The sequence below is a fragment of the Nioella nitratireducens genome (assembly GCF_001879715.1).
Classification (GTDB): domain Bacteria; phylum Pseudomonadota; class Alphaproteobacteria; order Rhodobacterales; family Rhodobacteraceae; genus Nioella; species Nioella nitratireducens.
The window spans coordinates 158790-179560 of the sequence record NZ_MNBW01000002.1 but is presented as its reverse complement, the minus strand read 5'-3'; the positions used below and the strand labels follow the sequence as shown (position 1 = coordinate 179560).

The following is a 20771-nucleotide window of genomic DNA, read 5'->3' as shown; positions in this document are numbered from 1 at the left end:
CCGCGTCGATTGATTACAGGCCCTTTGCCCGATAGCTGGCCGCGACCCGCCCGACGGCGACCATGAAGCCCGCCGTGCGCAGATCGCTTACGTCGTTGCGGGTGTGCCAGACCTCGCGCATCGACTGGTAGGCCGCGCGCATCGTGTCATCGAGGCCCGAGCGAACCAACTCCAGCTCATCCGCGCCACGCAGGTACTTTTCCTTGAAGTCGGGGCTGAGCTGCCAGCCGACGCCGCTATCGGCCGAGAGCCGCTCCAACTCGTTCACGATCAGGTGGTGCCGGGCCTCTTCCTGACGTCGCTGCATCCGGCCAAAGCGGATGTGGCTCAGGTTCTTCACCCATTCGAAATAGGACACCGTCACACCGCCTGCGTTGGCATAAAGGTCTGGGATGATCACCACGCCTTTGTGGCGGAGGATTTCATCCGCTCCGGCGGTGAGGGGGCCATTGGCGGCCTCGATGATCAGGGGGGCCTTGATCTCATGCGCGTTGTGCATGTTGATCACACCCTCGATCGCGGCGGGGATGAGGATGTCGCACTCCTCTTCCAGCCCCTTCAGCCCCTCTTCGTGATACTCGCCCTCGGGGTATCCCTTGACGCCGCCGTGTTCCGTGATCCAGTCGCGCACGGCGTCGATGTTCAGGCCCTTGGGGTTCATGATGAACCCGTCACGCTCGATCACATGGGTCACGATGCAGCCATCCTCGATCGAGAGGAACTTGGCCGCATGATAGCCCACGTTGCCGAGCCCCTGCACGATCACCCGCTTACCGTCCAAGGTGCCGGAAAGGCCCGCGGTTTTCACATCGTCGGGATGGCGAAAGAACTCTTGCAGGGCGTATTCCACACCGCGCCCCGTCGCCTCGACCCGGCCCCGGATGCCGCCTGCATGGGGCGGTTTGCCGGTGACGCAGGCCTTGCCGTTGATGTCGGTGGTGTTCATCCGGGCATACTGGTCCGCGATGATGGCCATTTCCTTTTCCCCGGTGCCCATGTCGGGGGCGGGCACGTTCTGGGCCGGGTTGATCATGTCACGCTTGATCAGCTCATAGGCGAAGCGGCGCGTGATCTGTTCCAGCTCGAAATCGTCGTAGTGGCGGGGGTCGATACACAAACCGCCTTTCGATCCGCCGAAGGGCGCTTCCACCAAGGCGCATTTATAGGTCATCAGCGCGGCCAGCGCCTCGACCTCGTCCTGATGCACGTTGGGGGCGTAGCGGATGCCGCCCTTGGCCGGTTCGAAATGTTCCGAATGGACCGAGCGATAGCCGGTGAACGTCCGGATTTCTCCGCGTAGCCGCACCCCGAAGCGAACGGTGTAGGTCGCGTTGCAGACGCGGATCTTTTCCTCCAGCCCGGGTGGAAGATCCATCAAGGACGCTGCGCGGTTGAACATCAAATCGACTGACTGACGGAAACTCGGTTCACCCGTGGCGGACATCGCGATTACCTCCTTGCGCGTTCCTGCGGGCAATCGTTTTCACGTCAACAAACTGCCCATTTTTTGAGCGGACCACAGGTGGATCACAGGTTCAAGAAAGGGTTGCCCGAAACCGCCAAAAAGACTTTTCAAACCCGGCAATCCGCCGGGCACTGCCTGCATGGAAGGGGAAACACCCTGTTTCCAGCCCGTTTTCGCCTAATTTCTGCCGTCCTTGTAAACGAAACAACGGCTGGGTCGGACCGTGCCGACCGGCGACTCACTCAACTTCGAGGGGCTGAAAAGATGTTCAGAGCGACAGACTCAGATCACGCCGCCCGTGCCACCTTCTGGCGGGACGAGACCGGGACGGTGACGATTTTCGCCCTGATGATGTTCATCTTGATGCTGGCCGCCGGGGGCATTGCCATCGACGTGATGCGCTACGAGACACAGCGCACCCAGTTGCAGTATACGCTCGACCGCGCCGTGCTGGCCGCCGCTGCCCTGAACCAGACCGAAGACCCCGAAACGGTGGTGATCGACTATTTCGCCACCTCGGGGCTGGAGAATTATCGCCTGAACGTCAACGTGGACGAGGGGCTGAACTATCGCCGGGTGTCGGCTTATGCCGAGATGGACCTGCGCGCCGATTTCATGAACATGTTCGGGGTCTACGCCCTGACCTCGCCGGCGCGTGGCACGGCAGAGGAACGGATCATGGATATCGAGATTTCGATGGTGCTGGATATCTCCGGCTCCATGGGCTCGAACCACAAGATCGACAACATGCAGGACGCGGCCAACGAATTCATCGACACGGTGCTCGAGGCCAATCAGGACGAACAGCAGGTCTCCATCTCGATCATTCCCTACAACAGTCAGGTCAACGCGGGCAGCACGCTGGCCAGCGTCTTTACGCTGTCCGACGAACATTCCGCGTCGAACTGCACGCGGTTCGACGCGCTGGACTATTCTCAGACCGCGATTGATCCGAGTGTCGCGATCGAACGGATTGCGCATTTCGACTACAACAACCGCAACAGCTATCGCTATTTCCGCAGCCCGCACTGCCCGACCAGCGACTATGCGGCGATCCTGCCTTGGTCCAATGACGCCGATGCGCTGCACAGCTTGGTCAATAGCCTGAACGCCAATGGCAACACCGCGATTGACCTTGGCATGAAATGGGGCGTCGGCCTGCTGGACCCGGCCGCGCAGCCTGCTGTGTCCAATCTGATTGCCGCCGGTTCGGTCGATACCGATTTTCAGGGCCGTCCCTTTTCCTACGACGAGGATGAGGTGCTGAAGATCGTCATCCTGATGACGGACGGCCAGAACACCAGCCAGTATGACATCGCGCAGGAATACAAGCGCGGGCCGTCAACTGTGTTCCGTGACCCGTCGAACGACCATATCTCGGTCTACCTGCCGAACTACGATCTCTACTATTGGCACAGCAACCGCAGCTATCAGAACTATCCCGAAGGCGGGAACAATGCCGAAGCCATCCCGTGGCCGGAACTCTGGGCGACCTACACGGCGCGCACCCTTGCAGGGGAATTCTTCTACGAGGCCGGGGATTGGAACTACTACTACGACCTGCGCTATGACGCGGTCGAGCTTTACGCCGGTTCCAGCGCGGCGGATGCCAACCTGCTGAGCATCTGCGATCAGGCCAACGCCGCCGGGATCATCGTGTTTACCGTCGCCTTCGAGGCCCCGACCCATGGCGAAGACGTGATGCAGCAATGCGCCACCACGCCAGCCCATTATTACGATGCCGAGGGGATCGAGATCGGCGAGGCATTTGCCTCGATCGCCGCCTCGATCAACCAGCTTCGGCTGATCCAGTAGGGACGCGCCATGTGGGGAAAAAACCGTATCCGATCCTTTCTGAAGGGCGACGCCGCCAACGCGACGGTGGAATTCGTGATTGTCTTCCCGATTGTCATCTTCCTGTTCGTGGCAGCGTTCGAAACCGCGATGCTGTTGACCCGGCAGGTGATGCTGGAGCGGTCGCTCGACAACGCGGTGCGCTACCTGCGCCTGACCTCCGGGATCACGGTGACCCATGATCAGATCGCCGAGAACATTTGCAGCAACACCAGCCTCATTCCCAATTGCACCGAAATGCTGCGTCTCGATCTGCAAGTGATCAATCAGGATACATACGCCCTTCCGTCCTATGATGCGCTCTGCGCCGATCAGGCCAATGACGAGGTGCACCCGGCCAATACCTTCAATCCGGGGGCCGACAACGAGCTGATGCTGATCCGGGCCTGTGCCCTGGTTGACCGCATCCTGCCGATCTCGGGACTTGGCCTGAACCTGACGCGCGACGACGCGGGGGATATTCACCTGATGGCCGCCACCGTCTTCGTCAACGAACCGACGTGAGGGGCATAAGATGCGAAAATTGATCAAACGGTTCTGGCAGGAAGACGGGGCATCGGTCGCGATCGAGGCGGTGATCATCACCCCGATCCTGGCGTGGGTTTTCGTGGCCAGCTTCGTCTTCTTCGACGCGTTCCGCACCTACAGCACCTCGGTCAAGGCGACCTATGCCGTGGCAGACGTCCTGTCGCGCCGCACCACTGAAATCGCCAGCACCGATATCGAGGGGCTGGCGGATGTGTTTCAGTTCCTGACCCGCAACACCGCCGGGTCGTCCCTGCGGGTGACGCAGATCACCCGGCAGGATGGCGGCTATCGGATCGACTGGTCGCATGGCACAGACGGGTTGACCTATATCCGCGCGAGCGATTTTCCTGACTTCATCGACCGCATCCCGATCATGTCTTTCGGCGACCGGTTGCTGATGATCGAAACCTTCCTGCCCTATAACCCGGCGTTCAGTGTCGGCCTGAGCGCGCAGGAGTTCACCAATTTCACCGTCACGCGCCCCCGCTTCGCGGGACAGGTCGCCTTTGTTGCGGACCTGCCGAATTCGTTCGTCTACAACAACAACGCCTCGCCTTCGGGGCAGGACGGGTTCTACTACATCGACGGCCCGCCAGATGACGAAGTGACGAACGACAATCCCGATTGGGACAACTGGGATTATTGGGGGCACAACGTCTCGGGGGGGCGCGGTCGGCACTGGTGACAGCCCGCGCCATTCCGTCGAAAAGAGACTGCCCAATGTCGTGGCCCTACATTTCCTTCTGTGAGTTGCCTGTCTAGACTGCGCCCTGACGGGGCTCGTTGCCCCCGGCAAGGAGACGTTATGCGCTATTCGGGGTGGCAGGTTCTCAAGCAAGGCTTGACCGGAAACCGTGGCTGGAAACCGGCGTGGCGGGATCCCGCGCCAAAGGCCGAGTATGATGTCGTCATCATCGGCGGCGGGGGGCACGGGCTGGCTACGGCCTATTACCTGGCCAAGGAACACGGGCTGACCAATATCGCCGTTCTGGAAAAGGGCTATCTGGGCGGCGGCAACGTGGGCCGCAACACCACCATCGTGCGCGCCAATTACGGCCTGCCCGGAAATTCCGAGTTCTACTCGCATTCCCTGAAGCTTTGGGAAGGGCTGGAACAGGATCTGAACTACAACGTCATGCACAGCCAGCGCGGCATCTTGAACTTGTTCCATTCCGATGGGCAACGCGACGCCTATGCCCGGCGCGGCAATGCGATGGTGAACCAGGGCGACGACGCGATCTTGATGGATCGAGAGGCCTGTCGCCGGATGGTTCCCTATCTGGATTACGACCAGACCCGCTTCCCTGTCTTTGGTGGGCTTTACCACCCGCGCGGCGGCACCGCCCGCCATGACGCGGTGGCGTGGGGCTATGCAAGGGGCGCCGACAGCCGGGGCGTGGACCTGATCCAGAAATGCGAAGTGACGGGAATCGATGTGGAAAACGGCAAGGTCATCGGTGTGCAGACCAGCCGTGGCGCGATACGCGCCAAGAAGGTCGCCATGTGCGCGGCAGGCCGGTCCGGCCAAGTGGCGGCGATGGCCGGGATGCGCCTGCCGATTGAAAGCACCGTGTTGCAGGCCTTCGTGACCGAGGGGCTAAAGCCGGTGATCGACACCGTGGTGACCTATGGCATGGGGCATTTCTATATCAGCCAGTCCGACAAGGGCGGGCTGGTCTTCGGTGGCGACATCGACTTCTACGCCTCCTACGCCGCGCGCGGAAACCTTCATGCCGCCGAACATGTGCTGGAAGCGGGCATGACCCTGATGCCGATGATCGGCAAGGCCAAGATGCTACGGTCTTGGGGGGGCATCATGGATATGTCGTCCGACGGCTCCCCCATCATCGACAAGACCCATATCGACGGGCTCTACGTCAATGCGGGCTGGTGCTATGGCGGGTTCAAGGCAACGCCCGCCTCGGGCCATTGCTATGCCCATCTGATTGCCACCGACCGCCCGCACGAGGCCGCCACGCGCCATCGGCTGGACCGGTTCAACACCGGCTTTGTCATGGATGAAGAGGCCAAGGGCAGCCAGCACAACCTGCACTGAGGGGACAGAGACCATGCGGATCAAATGCCCCCTTTGCGGGGACCGGGACCAACGGGAATTCACCTATATGGGCCACGAGACCTATCTCGACCGCCCCGCGGATGAGGGCTGGAGCCCTGCGTGGGACACCTATCTGCACCTGCGCGACAACCCGGCGGGCGTGACCCGCGACCTGTGGTATCACGGGGCGGGCTGCACCAGTTGGCTGCTGGTCGAACGCGATACCACCACCCATGACATCCTGCGGGTCGACCTGGCCCGCGACGCCAAGCGGGGGAGGGGCTGATGCGGATCGAAGGCAAGGGCCGGATCGACGCCGCCGAGCAGATCCGATTCAGTTTCGACGGGCAGCGATACACGGGCTTCAAGGGCGACACGCTGGCCTCGGCCTTGCTGGCCAATGGGGTCAGGCTGATGGGGCGGTCGTTCAAATATCACCGTCCGCGCGGGGTTCTGACGGCGGGGGCGGAAGAACCCAATGCGCTGATGGAAGTCGGGCGCGGCGCGGCCAAGGTGCCGAACGTCCGCGCCACGGTGCAGGAGGTCTATGCCGGGCTGGAGGCCCATAGCCAGAACCGCATGGGGCCGCTGGCCTATGACCTCCTGTCGGTCAATGACCTCTTCCCGAATTTCCTGAGTGCCGGGTTCTACTACAAGACCTTCATGTGGCCGCGCGCCTTCTGGGAAAGGCTCTATGAGCCGGTGATCCGCCGCGCGGCAGGGCTTGGCGCGTTGTCGGGCAGGCACAACCCCGACCACTATGAAAAGGCTTTTGCCCATTGCGATATCCTCGTGATTGGCTCTGGCCCCACCGGCCTGATGGCAGCGCTGACGGCGGCGCTTGGCGGGGCGGATGTGATCCTTGCCGAGGAAACCAACGAGTTTGGCGGGCGGCTTCTGTCCGAGGACGAGGAGATCGACGGCCAGCCCGGCGCGGACTGGGTCGGCGGGATTCTTGCAGCCCTGCGCGAAACGGGCCGTGTGCGGCTGATGTCCCGCACCACCGTGACGGGGGCTTACGATCAGGGCACCTATGGCGCATTGGAGCGGGTCGGCCTGCATGTGAACGGGCCGGCCGAACTGCCCAAGGAATGCTTTTGGCGCATCCATGCACGGCAGGCGGTGCTGGCGGCGGGGGCCCTGGAACGGCCGCTGGCCTTTCCGATGAACGACCGCCCCGGCATCATGATGGCCAGCGCCGTGCGCAGCTACCTGCACCGCTACGGCGTAGTGGCGGGGCGCAAGGTGACGCTGTTTGCCACGAATGACGACGCGCACCGCACGGCGGTCGACCTGATGGCCTGCGGCATCGACGTCGCGGGTGTTGTGGACAGCCGTCCCGACGCCAAGGCTTTGGGGGATTATCCGCTTTATGCCGGGGGCGAGGTGATCGGCACCAAGGGGCGAAAGGCACTGAGCGAGATCACCATTCGCCACAACGGGGCCGAGCAAAAAATAGCCACGGATTGTCTGGGTATGTCCGGCGGCTGGAATCCGACCCTGCACATGACCTGCCACATGAATGGCCGACCGGTGTGGAACGAAGAGATCACGGGCTTCGTGCCAGCGCCCGACGCCGTGCCGGGGCTGACCCCGGCGGGCGCCTGCCAAGGCACCTATTCCACGGCGGGTTGTCTGGCCGAGGGGGTAGAGGCCGCGAAGCGGGCGTTGACGGCGCTTGGCGGAAAGCTGCCAGAGATGGAGATTCCACAGGCAAGCGACGCCGTGGGAGGCTCGAAACCGCTCTGGCTGGTCAAGGGCAAGGGCCGCGCTTGGCTGGACTTCGCCAACGACGTGACCTCCAAGGATATCAAGCTGGCCGCGCAAGAGGCGTTCACTTCGGTCGAGCACATGAAGCGCTACACGACACAAGGCATGGCGCCGGATCAGGGCAAGAACTCCAATATCGGGGCCCTGGCCATTCTGGCCGATGCGACGGGCCGCGCGATCCCGGAAACCGGGACGACCACCTACCGCCCCCCCTATGTGCCGGTGTCGATTGCTGCCATCGGGGCAGGCGCGCAGGGCCAGGGCTTTGCCCCCGAACGCTTCACCACCAGTCACGATGCCAGCGTGGACCGGGGCGCGCCGATGGTCCCGGCGGGGCTGTGGTATCGCCCCAGCTACTTCCCGCGCCCCGGCGAAACCACGTGGCGGCAGGCATGTGACCGCGAGGTTACCATGACCCGCAACGCGGTTGGCGTTTGCGACGTGTCCACGCTTGGAAAAATCGACATCCAGGGACCGGATGCGGCGGCTTTCCTCGACTTCGTCTATACCAACATGTTCTCGACCCTGAAGGTGGGCAAGGTGCGCTATGGCCTGATGCTGCGCGAGGATGGGCATGTCATGGATGACGGAACCACCGCGCGTTTGGGCGAGAGCCACTACGTCATGACCACCACGACGGCGGCGGCGGGAGAGGTGATGAAACACCTTGATTTCGTTCAACAATGTCACCGCCCCGACCTGAATGTGCGCTTCATATCTGTCACCGAGCAATGGGCGCAATTCAGCGTCGTCGGGCCGAAATCGCGGGAGCTTCTGAACGGGCTGCTGGATGCGCCGATCGACAATGAGAGCTTCCCCTATATGGGGTGTGGTGACGTGTCGGTCATGGGGGTGCAGGGTCGGCTTTTCCGCATCTCGTTCTCGGGCGAACATGCCTATGAGATCGCCGTGCCCGCGCGGTATGGCGATGCGCTGTATCGCCAGTTGGTGACACAGGCCGAGACGCTTGGCGGCGGGGCCTACGGGATGGAGGCGCTCAATGTCATGCGGATCGAAAAGGGCTTTATCACCCATTCGGAAATCGACGGGCGGGTGACGTGTTTTGATATTGGAATGGACCGGATGGTCTCGGCCAAGAAGATGTGCGTGGGGAAGCCTGCGGCGCAACGTGAAGGCCTGAAAGGCAAGCATCGTCAACAGCTTATCGGGTTGAAGCCAGTGGGCGCAGTCAAGGAGCTGACCGCCGGGGCACATCTGTTCGAGACCGATGCCGCGCCGACGCGGGTGAACGATCTGGGCTATGTGACCTCGGTCGCGTTTTCGCCCACCTTGGGCCATTTCATCGGGCTTGGCTTTTTGCAGGACGGCCCGAACCGGGTGGGCGACGTGGTGAAACTGGTCGATCATTTGCGCGGGGTCGAGACGCGGGTGGAAATCTGCTCGCCTGTGTTCATTGATCCGGAAGGGGAGAGATTGCGTGGTTAGGCTGATTGCAAAATCTCCCTCGGAAGGGATTTTACCTTTTGAAGTCAATGGCTTGACGCTGGTCGAGCTTGATGTTGGGCCGATCACCTCGGTGGCGCCCTTCGATGGGCAGGCGGTGGCGGCCTCGGACCGGCTCAGGGCGTTGGCGGGAATGGAGCTGCCGAAGCCCAACCGCTCTTCTGGCCGCGAGGGCGCGCGGGCGGTCTGGTCGGGGGCGGGGCAGGCGATGGTGTTGGGCGTGGCGGTGGATGCCGCCATGCGCCAGCACGCGGCCCTGACCGATCAAAGCGATGCCTGGGCGGTTTTTCGACTGGAAGGTCAAGGAGTTGAGGATGTTTTGGCACGCCTGACCCCGCTTGACCTGAACCCCGGAGTGTTCAAGCGCGGGCACGTTGCGCGCAGCCTGCTGGGGCACATGTCCGCGCTGTTCTTGCGGGTGTCGGGCGAGGCGTTCGAGATCATGGTGTTCCGCTCGATGGCGCGCACGGCGGTGCATGAAATCGAGGTTGCGATGAAGGCCGTCGCGGCCCGGAAGGCGCTGGCCTGAGGGCCAAAAACAGGGGGGTGTCCTGCGTGCACCCCCCGTACACCCCCTGTACACCCCCCGTGCAGACGAAACAGCGGTCTCAGGCCCGGCGCAACTGCCCGTGATATCGGATCAGCAGCCCGGCAAATGGCAGCGATGCCGACACGTCAAAGCCGAAATCGCCCGCCTCGGTCTGGTACTCGCAGGTCTCGCTTCGCGGGGTCAGCCAGCGGGGCATGGGCAGACCCAGAACATGCATCTGGTCGATGCCGTAGTGCAGCCGCCCGTCCGCCATCCGCAGCGACATCCGCAGGCGGATCGGGCCAAAGCGTTCCACGACCTCGCGGCCATCGCCTGAGACGCTCAGGCGGGATTGCGTGACATGGCCGCCGAAGTCGCGCCGCCAGGTGCAGCCGCCATCCGGCCCCGGCTGGATCAGCAAGGTGACCGGCAGATGGGGGGCGGCCTGCGGAAACCCGCCAAGCCACAGCGCCATGCGGGCGAGCCACGACGGCCCGCGGGTCACGGCGCAGCGGCCCTGAAACCGGGTCTCGCCATCGACCGTATGCAAGGCCTCGATGGCCGGGGGCAGGACAAGCCCTGTCGTGGCAGCAACGCAAGCGACCGGGTCCATTAGCCCCACCCGCCGGGCAGGAACCGGGCACGCAGATCGGCGTCGGGGATCATGCAGCTGTCATGGCGTCCGAACCAGCGATAGCGGTTGCGGGCAATGAGCGTATAAAGCGGGCCAGTCATCCAGGCAGGTGGCCAGCCGGTCATCGCCAGACCTCGCCATGGCCAGCCAAGCGTGCGCATGGCCGCCGCAAAGGCGCGGGCTTTGGTATGGACCCGTCCGCCGATGATCACCAGGTTCGTCTCGTAGTCTTCGATAGAGAGCCCAAGCGCCTGATAGAGCTGATCGCCGAGGGGTGATTGGGCCACGACAAAGCGGAACCGCCTGTCGTGATCATGCCGCAGAAGGAACCGGAAAAAGCCGGAACACAGTACGCATTCCCCGTCGAACACCACCACCGGGGCGGGACCGATCTGGTCAGAGAGGCGCGGGGGCAGCTGCATGGCGGGGCCTTTCGCGCCGGGTCAGAACAGGTCGTCGCCCATCTGGTCGATCAGGGACTTGGCCTTGAAAACGGCGGCGTCGGACGTCTGCTCGGCGGTGTGCAGCATGTCGGCGCGGATCAGGTCATGGGTCTTGATCACACCGCCCACCTCTTTCTCGATCCGGGCACTGATGCGGTAGCCGTCGATTTCCTTCACCGGCTCGGGGAAGATCCTGAAGTCCTTGTAGACCACCGGTTCCGGGGGCTTGGCGGCCGCGCCGCCGAAGAGTTTCTTGAACAGGGACATGGGTGCGCTCCTTGCGGTGTCGGGCAGAGTGAAGCAAAGCCGGGTGGGCTTGTCCATGGGGCGGCGTGTTGGGCACTGTCGCGCCGTCGTCGCAGGGTCTCTCCGGCCATGTGCAGGGTGGTGGGAGGTCCCCGCTTTCGCGGGGATGACAGGGGGGGCGGTGCCCGGCGCGGACCAAGGGCGCTGTTCAGAAGTCAGGATCGCCACCGCGCGCGTCGGCGAGGGCGGTTGATTGGGGGTAGGACTGCCCACCCTACGGCTTTCTGCTGGTAGGGATGTATCAAGGAAAGGCGCCCCGCAGGGCGCCTTTCTAATCACTGATCGAGGAAACTCCGCAGCTTCCGGCTGCGGCTCGGATGCTTCAGCTTCCTCAACGCTTTCGCCTCGATCTGGCGGATGCGTTCGCGGGTGACGCTGAATTGCTGGCCGACCTCTTCCAGCGTGTGGTCGGTGTTCATGCCGATGCCGAAGCGCATCCGCAGGACGCGTTCCTCGCGCGGCGTCAGGGATGCCAGCACCCGCGTCGTGGTTTCCTTCAGGTTTTCCTGAATGGCTGAATCCAGCGGCAGGACGGCGTTCTTGTCCTCGATGAAATCGCCAAGCTGGCTGTCTTCCTCGTCGCCGATCGGGGTTTCCAGCGAAATCGGTTCCTTGGCGATCTTCATCACCTTGCGGACCTTTTCCAGCGGCATTTGCAGCTTTTCGGCCAATTCTTCCGGCGTCGGTTCGCGGCCGATTTCGTGCAGCATCTGGCGGCCGGTGCGGACCAGCTTGTTGATTGTCTCTATCATGTGGACCGGGATGCGGATGGTCCGGGCCTGGTCGGCGATGGAGCGGGTGATCGCCTGACGGATCCACCACGTCGCGTAGGTCGAGAACTTGTAGCCGCGGCGGTATTCGAATTTATCGACCGCTTTCATCAGGCCGATGTTGCCCTCTTGAATAAGGTCGAGGAATTGCAACCCGCGGTTGGTGTATTTCTTGGCGATGGAGATCACGAGGCGCAGGTTGGCCTCGACCATTTCCTTCTTGGCTTGCCGGGCCTCTTTCTCGCCCTTCTGGACCTGCTGCACGATGCGGCGGAATTCGCTGATGTCGAGGCCGACATACTGGCCCACTTGCGCCATGTCGGCGCGCAGTTGGTCGACCTTGTCGCGCGAACGTTCGAGCAGCGCCTGCCACCCCCGGCCCGGCTTGTCCGACATCCGGTCGAGCCACGTCGGGTCAAGCTCGTAGCCGCGATATTCCTCGATGAACTCGCGGCGGTTGATGCGGGCCTGATCGGCCAGTTTAACCATGCCGGAGTCGATGGACATGACACGGCGGTTGATGCCGTAAAGCTGGTCGATCAGCGCCTCGATCCGGTTGTTGTGCAGGTGCAGCTCGTTCACCAAAAGCACGATTTCCGAGCGCAATTGCTGGTATTCGGCCTCTTCGTCAGAGGAGAAGCTGGAATCTTCGTTCAGCGTGGCCGAGATCCGCAGATCCTGCATTTCGGACAGGCGGGTGTAATCGTCGGCGATCCGGTCGAGCGTTTCCAGCACGCGCGGCTTGAGCGCGGCCTCCATCGCGGCAAGGCTCATGTTGGCCTGATCGTCTTCGTCCTCGTCGTCATCAGAGGTGATCGGGTTGCCGTCGGCGTCAAGCTCTTGCTCTTTTTCCTTTTTCTCGGCAGCCGGGGCGGTGTCGCCCGTGGTGTCGCCAGCGGCGGCGACCGGGGTGACGCCCGGCACGACCGGGGCCTCTTCACCGTCTTCTTCCAACGCGCGGCCAAAGGTGGCGTCGAGGTCGATCACGTCGCGCAACAGGATTTCTTCATCCAGAAGTTCGTCGCGCCAGATGGTGATGGCCTGAAAGGTCAGGGGGCTTTCACACAGCCCGGCGATCATCGTGTTGCGGCCGGCCTCGATGCGTTTGGCGATGGCGATTTCGCCCTCGCGGGACAGCAGTTCGACGCTGCCCATTTCCCGCAGATACATGCGCACCGGGTCATCGGTGCGGTCGAGTTTCTCGGAATCGCCCGAGGACACGGCCACGTCGCGCGACGAGGTTTGCACAACAGCGGTGGAGCCGCCTTGCTGGTCGCCGTCGTCTTCGGCTTCTTCGTCCTCGATCACGTTGATGCCCATTTCCGACAGCATCGACATCACGTCTTCGATCTGCTCCGACCCGACCTGATCGGGTGGCAATACCGTGTTGAGCTGATCGTAGGTGATGTAGCCTCGGGTCTTGGCCTCCGCGATCATCTTCTTGACGGCGGCTTGGCTCATGTCGAGGCTGGTCTCGGGCTCGTCACCGTCGGGTTTACGATCGTCGGTATCTTTTGCCATTCGGTATCCCCTTCGCGGGCGAGGTGATTCGCCCCTCACGTTTCATGATGTTTTAATTGCGAATCGATGATTCGCACACCCGACTCAGCGGGTTTTCTTTTCCCATGCGCGGGTTTCGATCAAGTCGGCCAAGCGTTTGGACAGGGCGGTCTCATCCTCTGGGTTCGAATTTCCGTCGCCCGTCTTGGGTGCGTCGGCCTGTTGGCGGGCGTGAAGGGCGCTGTTCAGACGCCAACTGAGCCGCGAGTCGCCACCGTCGCCCAGATCTGCCAGCGCCTCGGCCATTTCATCCTCGATGCCGCGCCGCGCCGCCAATTTCGCAAATTCTTCAGCCAGACACTGGGCTGCCTTGGTCCGGTCGCCCGGCGAGCGCACGGGAGGGGCAATGCGAACGTGGCCAAGCGACAGCAGGTTTTCAAGGGTTGGCAGCAAATTAGCCTGGGCGAGTGCATCGCGCAGGCGGTTGGCGTCACGCTCGGTTGTGCCCAGCAGAAAGCCCGCCAGACGCGCCTGATCGGGGTCGGTGGGTTCCAGCCGGTCGAGCGCGTTTTCGAATTCGTCGATCATCTCGGGCGTCAGGCACAGCGTGGCAAGGATCAGGGCAGACCGCATGTCGAGATCGGACATGGCCCCGGCGGCCAGCGGCGTGGCGCGGGTGGCGGCCATGGGCGCGGCAGGGCCGCGATGTGGCCCGCCGCGCTGGCCCGGCTGCCAGTCGCTGCGGCGTGGGGCGCGGAACAGTTGGAACCGCAGGTCGTTCAGCGCCTGACCGTAATGTTTGCGCAGCGACATGTCCTTGATCCGGCTGACCGCCTGGCGCAGGGACCGGTCGAGGCTGGCGCGCCGCTCGGGGCTGTCGAAGACCTTGCCCTCGGTCTCGCGTTGCCAGAGCAGGGTGACCATCGGTTCGGCGCGCGCCAGCAACTCGGCCATCGCGTCGGCACCCTTGGCCTTGATCAGATCGTCGGGGTCCGTGCCCTGTGGCAGCAGGCAAAAGCGCAAGGATTTGCCCGCTTCCAGCAACGGCAGGGCAAGGTCGATCAAGCGCATCGCTGCTTGCAGCCCGGCCCGGTCGCCGTCGAGCGCCACGATTGGTTCGTCCGAGATGCGCCACAGCATCTGCAACTGGTGCTCGGTGATGGCGGTGCCAAGCGGCGCGACGGCACCGGTGAACCCGGCCCGGTCGAGCGCGATCACGTCCATGTAGCCTTCGGCCACGATCAGGCGCTGGCCCTTGCCGGTCGCTTCCCGCGCGGGGCCGTGGTTGTAGAGGGCGCGGCCCTTGTCGAACAGCTCGGTCTCGCGGGAGTTGAGGTATTTGGCGCGCGCGTTCGGGTCCATCGCCCGCCCGCCGAAGCCGATGCAACGCCCGCGCGGGTCGCGGATCGGAAAGGTGATGCGGTCGCGGAACGCGTCATAGGGCGTGCCGCCATCGTCGGGCTTGGTAGCGATGCCCGCGGCGATGATCAGCTCGGGGTCGAAGCCCTTGCCCTTCAATGCCTGGAATGCGCCTTGGCGGGCATTTGGGGCATAGCCGATTTCAAACCGGTCCTGCGCCGCCTGATCCAGTCCGCGCCGGTTGATATAGTCGCGCGCCGCCGCACCTGCGCCCGCACGCAACTGCATCCGGTACCACGCGACGGCGGCCTCGGTCACGTCGGCGATCTGGCTGCGCCGGTCGGCCTTTTGCTGGGCCTGCGGGTCTTGGGCGGGCATCGGCATCCCGGCCTCTTGCGCAAGGATTTCCACCGCCTCCATGAAGCCCACATTCTCGGTCGATTGGACGAAGCTGATGGCGTCGCCTTTTTCGTGGCATCCGAAGCAGTAATAGAACCCCTTGCGGTCATCGACGTGAAAACTGGCGGTCTTTTCCTGATGGAACGGGCAGGGCGCCCACATGTCGCCCTTGGCCTGATTGGATTTGCGCTGATCCCACATGACCTTGCGCCCGACCACCTGGCTAAGCGAGGTGCGGGTGCGCAGTTCGTCAAGGAAGCCGGGCGGGAGACTCATGGGCGCAAGTATCTTGTGGGGGCGAGGCGGAGTCCAGCGCTGGTGGCATGGGGCAGAGGTCACGCTCTTGTCGCATGAGCGCCGGGAAATCGCCTGATTGATGGCTCAAATATGCCGAGTTGGGGGCTTTCGCCAGAGGAATACAGAATGTTTTCCGATTTTGTGCGCGACGACGCCGGTGCGATTTCGACTGATTGGGTCGTGCTGACAGCCTTCCTTTGTGGGTTGGCCATTGCCGTGGTGTCCCTGCTGAGGACGGCGGCGGAAGACCCGGCCAGCGCACTGAACGCCCGGATGAGTTCCGGCATCGTGGCGGGCTCGGCCAGTTTCGACTGATTTCCCCTCGACGTGGCCGGGCGAGGCGGCGCATTCTGCGGCCCATGCTGACCCCGTTCGATATCCAGACCCATGGCCCCGGCCTGTATGAATTTACCGGCAAGCTGCGCCAGTGGCTGACCGGGGCAGGCGCGCGCGACGGGGTGCTGACACTGTTCATCCAACATACATCGGCCTCGCTGCTGATCCAGGAAAATGCCGACCCCGAGGTGCAGACCGACCTGACGGCCTTCTTTCACCGGCTTGTGCCACCGACGAGCGATCCGTCCATGGCCTACCTGACCCACACCTATGAAGGCCCCGACGACATGCCCGCCCATATCCAGGCGGCGATGATGCCGGTGTCGCTGTCGATCCCGGTCACCGGCGGGCAAATGGTGCTGGGCACATGGCAGGGGATCTACGTGGTCGAGCATCGGATGCGCCCGCACGCGCGCACGGTGATGGCCAAGTTTCAGGCGGGGTGAGCCTGACGATTGTGCGCCTCGCCGCACTAGGCTAAGCACCAACGGGGTGAGGGTCGGAGGAGAGACGATATGGTCAAGGCAAACAAGCTGCGCAACGCCCTGCGCAAGGCGCGATACGCGGTGCTGAGCCGCGTTTATGGCCGCGAGTCCGAGAAAGCCCGCCCCTCGCAACACTCCATCCAGGATTACTGGCGCGACCCGCCGGGCAAGAACAACCAGCCCGGCGCCTATATCGACCTGACCGAAAAGAGCGAGGCGCTTGTGCGGCTGGCCGAGGAGTTGTCGGTTCCCAAGGGGCCGGTGCTGGAGATCGGCAGTAACGTGGGCCGGTCGCTGCAAAGCTTTCTCGATCACGGCTGGAGCGACCTAAGCAGCATCGAGATCAATCCGCAGGCCGTCGCCAAGATGGCCGAGCTGTTTCCCGAAGCCGCCGACATCGCCAAGGTGCACAACATGGCAGTGGAAGACGCCATCGTTTCGATGCCGGACCGGCATTTCGACCTCGTGTTTTCCAAAGCGGTCCTGCTGCATATCCACCCCGACAGCGAATGGGTGTTCGAGCACATGGTGCGGGTGACCAAGGGCACGCTTCTGGTGGTCGAGAACGAGGATCAGCAGAGCTACAAGCTGTTTCCCCGCAAGTACCGACCGATTTTCGAGGGGCTCGGCATGGTTCAGGTCGATGAACGTATCCTGCCGGAAGTGGGCCAAACCTACATCGCCCGCAGCTTTCGCCACCCCGAGGCAGTGTGACTGTTCGGACTCCCCCACGGCGCATCATCTAGCGGTGCGCAAATCCCCCCTACCCAAGGTGTCGCGGCTGACCTATAGTGCCTGTGGATAACTGGGGCGACAGACCCCAAGAGGCGGTTCGGAAAGACGAAGGGGGGCTGGCCCATGCGGTGCCCGTTTTGCGGAAACATCGACACGCAGGTAAAGGACTCGCGTCCTGCCGAGGATCACGTCGCCATCCGGCGGCGGCGCTTCTGTCCGGCTTGTGGCGGGCGGTTCACCACCTATGAACGGGTGCAGTTGCGCGATCTGGTGGTCATCAAGACCAACGGCAAGCGCGAGGATTTCGACCGCGACAAGCTGGAACGCTCGATCCGCATCTCGATGCAAAAACGCCCCATAGACCCGGAACGCATCGACCAGATGATTTCGGGCATCGTGCGGCGGCTGGAAAGCATGGGCGATACCGATATCCCCTCCAAGACCATCGGCGAGATCGTGATGGAAGCCTTGGCGCGGATCGACACCGTCGCCTATGTGCGCTTTGCCAGCGTCTACAAGAATTTTCAGGCCGCCGACGATTTCGAGGATTTCGTCTCGGAATTGCGGCCCCCGGATCAACCCGAAAGCTGACCCATGCCGGATGACAGCCGCTGGATGCGCCTTGCCCTTGGCCTTGGCGCGCGGGGGGATGGGCAGGTCTGGCCCAACCCCGCCGTGGGCTGCGTGATCGTCAAGCATGGCCGGGTGATCGGGCGCGGATGGACGCAGCCCGGTGGCCGCCCCCATGCCGAGGTGGTCGCCCTGGCGCAGGCCGGTGACGCGGCCGCCGGAGCCACGGCTTATATCACGCTGGAACCTTGCGCCCATTGGGGCCAGACCCCGCCCTGTGCCGACGCGCTGATCCGCGCCTCGGTTGCGCGGGTGGTGGTGGCGTTGACCGACCCCGATCCGCGCACTGATGGCGGCGGGATCGCCCGGCTGCGCGCGGCGGGGATCGCGGTGACCACGGGCGTGTTGCAACAGGACGCCGCCCGCGCGCATCGCGGGTTCGTGTCGCGCGTGGTTGCAGGGCGGCCTCGCCTGACGCTGAAACTCGCCACCTCGTTCGACGGGCGTATCGCCACGGCAACCGGCGAAAGCCAGTGGATCACCGGCCCCGAGGCACGGCGCGCCGTTCACGCCATGCGGATGCGCCATGACGCGGTGATGGTGGGGGCGGGGACGGTGCGGGCCGATGACCCCTCGCTCACCGTGCGGGGCATGGGCGCGGTGCGCCAGCCTGTGCGCGTGGTGCTGTCGCGCCATCTCGACCTGCCGATGGACAGCCAACTCGCCCGCACCGCCGCCGATGTGCCGGTCTGGCTGCTCTGCGGTCCGGGGGCAGACCCCGCCCGCCGCGCGGCATGGCAAGGTCAGGGTGCCCGCTGCCTGACGGTCGCGCCGGGAGCGGGCGGCCAGATCGACCCCGCCGCCGCGCTGGCGGTTCTCGGGGGCGCCGGGCTGACCTCGGTGTTCTGCGAAGGCGGCGGGGCGCTCGCCGCCTCGCTGCTGGCAGGCGATCTTGTCGATGATCTCGTGGGGGTCACCGCAGGTCTTGCCATCGGGGCAGAGGGACAGCCGGGGATCGGGGCCATGGGGCTTGCGGCCTTGGCAGAAGCGCCGCGCTTTCGCCTGCGCGCAACCCGGCCCGTCGCGGGCGATGTGCTTCATGAATGGACCCGCGCCGACTGATCCCTTCTTCTTGGTGAAAATACTCCGGGGGGGGGGCGGGGGGCAGCGCCCCCCGCGTGTCGCCGCGCGACCGCGCGGCGACACCCTGTCACCGCCAGAGCCACGCGTGCCCTGCGAACCAGCCTTGCAGCTTGGCCAGCGCCCGCAGGCGCACCGCCGGGGCAGGGATCTGGCCCGACGCCAGCCGCTCGACCGCCACTTCCACCGGGCAGGCCTGGCCGGTGACGGGATCGTGGTAACGCGGGTAGCGGATCAGGGTGGCATGGACGAGGGCGGGCAAGCTGGGCCTTGCATGGCGGCGGGCCGGGGTCTGGCCGATGTCGTCGGTCAGGCCCCAGCCCGCGTAGAAGGGTGCGCCGGTCACCGTCACGGGCACCCCGCGCAGCAGCGCCTCGAACCCCAGAAGCGACGTCATGGTCACCACCCGGTCGGCGCGGTCGAGCAGCGCCATCGGGTCTGCATGATCCGCCACGTGATTGGCCAGCCCCGCCAGATCCTCTGCTTCGATGGCGCCGGGGCGCAGGCCGACCTCTACATCCGGGTGGGGCTTGTAGACGAGGAACGCGTCCGGGGTCAGCACCCGCGCCTGTCGCAAAAGGTCGAGATTGGTGCGGATCGCCCCCGCGCCAAGCCGGATCGAGGCGTCGTCTTCCACCTGTCCCGGCACCAGCACCACCGGGCGCCCACCCGGGTCGGGCAGGTCGGTCGCCCCGCCGAGATTGTATTTTCCGACGCGGGTGTCGCGTAGCGCCGCGATCAGCCGGTCCGCCCGCGACAACCGTTCGGGGGGCAGGGCGGCGGCCTGCGCAATCAGATGCTCCAACCGGCTTGGGCGGGTCGGGTCGTAATAAATGCCCAGATCGTCCAGCACGAGGCTGAGCGGCGGGATCAGGTTGGCCCCCAGCCCGCGCGAGCGCAGGAACCCATCCTCGACCCGGATCAGCGCGCGGCCCGCCCGGTCGCAGGTCTCGCGCAACTCGCTGGTTTCCTTGCCCGCCCAGACCATCACCGGGCGGTCATGGGCCAGCGCCGCCGCTGTTGTTCTGGCAAAGCGCAGGGGTTGGCCCGCCTGCCCGAAGACCTTTTGCAGCGGGGCCTTTTTCCATGCGCGCATTCCAAGGGCGCTGTAACCGTGGCGGTCCTCGCGCCACGTTCGGGCGCGGGCCTCCAGCGAGGCCAGCACGTCCTCGACCCCGCAGAGCCGGTCGCGGTACGAGTCATACCAGCGGGGGTAGAGGATCAGCGCGGCGGCCACCAGTTGCGCGCGCGTCAGCCGCCGGGTGCGGCGGGCAACAGGGTTGCGGTCGTCGGTCAGGGACCAGCCGGCATAGAAGGGCTGGCCGAAGACCTTGGGCTTGTGGCCCGCAAGGATCGCCTCGAATCCCAGTTGTGATGAGACGGTGTAGACGCCGACCGCGCCCTCCATGAGGGTCCAGGGGGACAGCGGCTCGGTGCAAAGGGTTATCCGGTCGCTCCCATGCTCGGGCCCGAAATGGCCTGCGCGGTGGCCCCCCGCCGTTTCGGGGTGGGTCTTGACGACGATGCGCGCGCCTGGGTTTTCCTCCTGCGCCAGCACCAGCATTTCGCGGAAGGTCGCGTCGGTTGCGCCGCCGAGACGGATCGAGGCATCGCCGCGGGTCTGGTCGATCACCAGCACATAGCCGGGGCGCGGCGCGGGCAGGGCGGGATCGACGGCGGCGTATTTCGTCAGGTGGCCTTCGCGCAGCCGGGCGATCACGTCACGCGCCCGGTCGAGCAGGGCGGTGTCGTCCAGCGGGTGGGTGGCGAGCAGATGTTCGAGGTCCGAGGGCTGGCGGCTGTCGAACCAAGCGCCGCGCCGGTCGATGGTCAGGCCAAGCGGCGGTTCGCCGTCGCGGCCGGGATGGAGCGAGCGCAGGAAGGCATCCTCGACCCGGACCAGATGGGCGCCGGTTGCCCTGGCAGCCTTTTCGCCGCGCGCCGCATAGGGGCTGTGGCCCCAGACCAGCACGTCATCCTGTGGCCCCGGCTTGCCGAGGCGCAGGTCGTGGCCTGCCAAGGCAAGGATACGGCGCACCCGGCGATTGGTCAGGAACCCGCCGGTGAAATAGAACGCCCGCCGGGGCGCGGTGGCTCCGGCGGGCGGGGTCGGGTCATGGCCCGGCATCGG

General features: G+C 64.5%; 19 protein-coding genes. 12 read left to right on the top strand and 7 right to left on the bottom strand.

Annotated elements, in window-relative coordinates; all coding sequences use genetic code 11:
• Positions 1-13: 13 nt before the first annotated feature.
• Complete coding sequence (locus BKY27_RS02365) at positions 14-1444, bottom strand: Glu/Leu/Phe/Val family dehydrogenase (protein WP_071672827.1); 1431 nt, start codon at positions 1442-1444, stop codon at positions 14-16.
• Positions 1445-1729: 285 nt separating this feature from the next.
• On the opposite strand from BKY27_RS02365, the gene BKY27_RS02360 reads away from it, so the two are divergent.
• The 7 genes from BKY27_RS02360 to BKY27_RS02330 all read left to right on the top strand — a co-directional run bounded on the left by BKY27_RS02360 (position 1730) and on the right by BKY27_RS02330 (position 9666).
• The gene (locus tag BKY27_RS02360; RefSeq protein WP_071672826.1) at positions 1730-3280 is read left to right on the top strand and encodes a TadE/TadG family type IV pilus assembly protein; all 1551 of its coding nucleotides are present in this window, start codon (positions 1730-1732) and stop codon (positions 3278-3280) included.
• Positions 3281-3289: 9 nt separating this feature from the next.
• Positions 3290-3823: a TadE/TadG family type IV pilus assembly protein gene (locus BKY27_RS02355; RefSeq protein WP_071672825.1), complete on the top strand. Its 534-nt coding sequence runs from the start codon at positions 3290-3292 to the stop codon at positions 3821-3823.
• Between the two features lie 10 nt (positions 3824-3833).
• Entirely contained in the window at positions 3834-4532 is a 699-nt protein-coding gene (locus BKY27_RS02350) for a TadE/TadG family type IV pilus assembly protein (RefSeq protein ID WP_071672824.1), read from the top strand.
• Between the two features lie 120 nt (positions 4533-4652).
• A complete protein-coding gene (locus tag BKY27_RS02345; protein WP_071672823.1) occupies positions 4653-5903 on the top strand; it encodes a sarcosine oxidase subunit beta family protein in 1251 nt (416 codons plus the stop codon).
• Positions 5904-5916: 13 nt separating this feature from the next.
• Positions 5917-6189 carry a sarcosine oxidase subunit delta gene (locus BKY27_RS02340; RefSeq protein WP_071672822.1) on the top strand — a complete coding sequence of 91 codons (273 nt, stop codon included), beginning with the start codon at positions 5917-5919 and terminating at the stop codon, positions 6187-6189.
• The gene (locus tag BKY27_RS02335; RefSeq protein WP_071672821.1) at positions 6189-9119 is read left to right on the top strand and encodes a sarcosine oxidase subunit alpha family protein; all 2931 of its coding nucleotides are present in this window, start codon (positions 6189-6191) and stop codon (positions 9117-9119) included. The genes BKY27_RS02340 and BKY27_RS02335 overlap by 1 nt, the downstream gene beginning before the upstream one ends.
• Before the next feature lie 52 nt (positions 9120-9171).
• Positions 9172-9666, top strand: coding sequence for a sarcosine oxidase subunit gamma (locus BKY27_RS02330; protein ID WP_233491763.1), 495 nt, complete (start codon positions 9172-9174; stop codon positions 9664-9666).
• Between the two features lie 79 nt (positions 9667-9745).
• On the opposite strand, the gene BKY27_RS02325 is transcribed toward BKY27_RS02330, so the two are convergent.
• The 5 genes from BKY27_RS02325 to dnaG all read right to left on the bottom strand — a co-directional run bounded on the left by BKY27_RS02325 (position 9746) and on the right by dnaG (position 15353).
• Complete coding sequence (locus BKY27_RS02325; protein ID WP_071672819.1) at positions 9746-10279, bottom strand: DUF4166 domain-containing protein; 534 nt, start codon at positions 10277-10279, stop codon at positions 9746-9748.
• Positions 10279-10722: a thiol-disulfide oxidoreductase DCC family protein gene (locus BKY27_RS02320; protein WP_071672818.1), complete on the bottom strand. Its 444-nt coding sequence runs from the start codon at positions 10720-10722 to the stop codon at positions 10279-10281. The genes BKY27_RS02325 and BKY27_RS02320 overlap by 1 nt, the downstream gene beginning before the upstream one ends.
• Before the next feature lie 21 nt (positions 10723-10743).
• Positions 10744-11010 (bottom strand): HlyU family transcriptional regulator, encoded by a 267-nt coding sequence (locus tag BKY27_RS02315; RefSeq protein ID WP_071672817.1) that lies wholly within the window; start codon positions 11008-11010, stop codon positions 10744-10746.
• Between the two features lie 314 nt (positions 11011-11324).
• The gene (gene rpoD, locus BKY27_RS02310; RefSeq protein WP_071672816.1) at positions 11325-13340 is read right to left on the bottom strand and encodes an RNA polymerase sigma factor RpoD; all 2016 of its coding nucleotides are present in this window, start codon (positions 13338-13340) and stop codon (positions 11325-11327) included.
• 84 nt (positions 13341-13424) lie between these two features.
• Positions 13425-15353, bottom strand: coding sequence for a DNA primase (gene dnaG, locus BKY27_RS02305; protein WP_071672815.1), 1929 nt, complete (start codon positions 15351-15353; stop codon positions 13425-13427).
• 147 nt (positions 15354-15500) lie between these two features.
• On the opposite strand from dnaG, the gene BKY27_RS02300 reads away from it, so the two are divergent.
• The 5 genes from BKY27_RS02300 (at position 15501) to ribD (ending at position 18622) form a co-directional block, all read left to right on the top strand.
• Positions 15501-15689, top strand: coding sequence for a hypothetical protein (locus BKY27_RS02300; protein ID WP_084667820.1), 189 nt, complete (start codon positions 15501-15503; stop codon positions 15687-15689).
• Between the two features lie 44 nt (positions 15690-15733).
• On the top strand, positions 15734-16156 hold the full coding sequence (locus tag BKY27_RS02295) for a secondary thiamine-phosphate synthase enzyme YjbQ (RefSeq protein WP_071672813.1): 423 nt from the start codon (positions 15734-15736) through the stop codon (positions 16154-16156).
• 69 nt (positions 16157-16225) lie between these two features.
• Positions 16226-16909, top strand: coding sequence for a class I SAM-dependent methyltransferase (locus BKY27_RS02290; protein WP_071672812.1), 684 nt, complete (start codon positions 16226-16228; stop codon positions 16907-16909).
• 144 nt (positions 16910-17053) lie between these two features.
• Positions 17054-17521, top strand: coding sequence for a transcriptional regulator NrdR (gene nrdR / locus BKY27_RS02285; RefSeq protein WP_071672811.1), 468 nt, complete (start codon positions 17054-17056; stop codon positions 17519-17521).
• 3 nt (positions 17522-17524) lie between these two features.
• Positions 17525-18622 (top strand): bifunctional diaminohydroxyphosphoribosylaminopyrimidine deaminase/5-amino-6-(5-phosphoribosylamino)uracil reductase RibD, encoded by a 1098-nt coding sequence (gene ribD / locus BKY27_RS02280; RefSeq protein WP_071672810.1) that lies wholly within the window; start codon positions 17525-17527, stop codon positions 18620-18622.
• 88 nt (positions 18623-18710) lie between these two features.
• Here the strand turns inward: ribD and BKY27_RS02275 are convergent, their stop codons facing one another.
• A complete protein-coding gene (locus BKY27_RS02275; RefSeq protein ID WP_071672809.1) occupies positions 18711-20768 on the bottom strand; it encodes a capsular polysaccharide biosynthesis protein in 2058 nt (685 codons plus the stop codon).
• Positions 20769-20771: the final 3 nt, after the last annotated feature.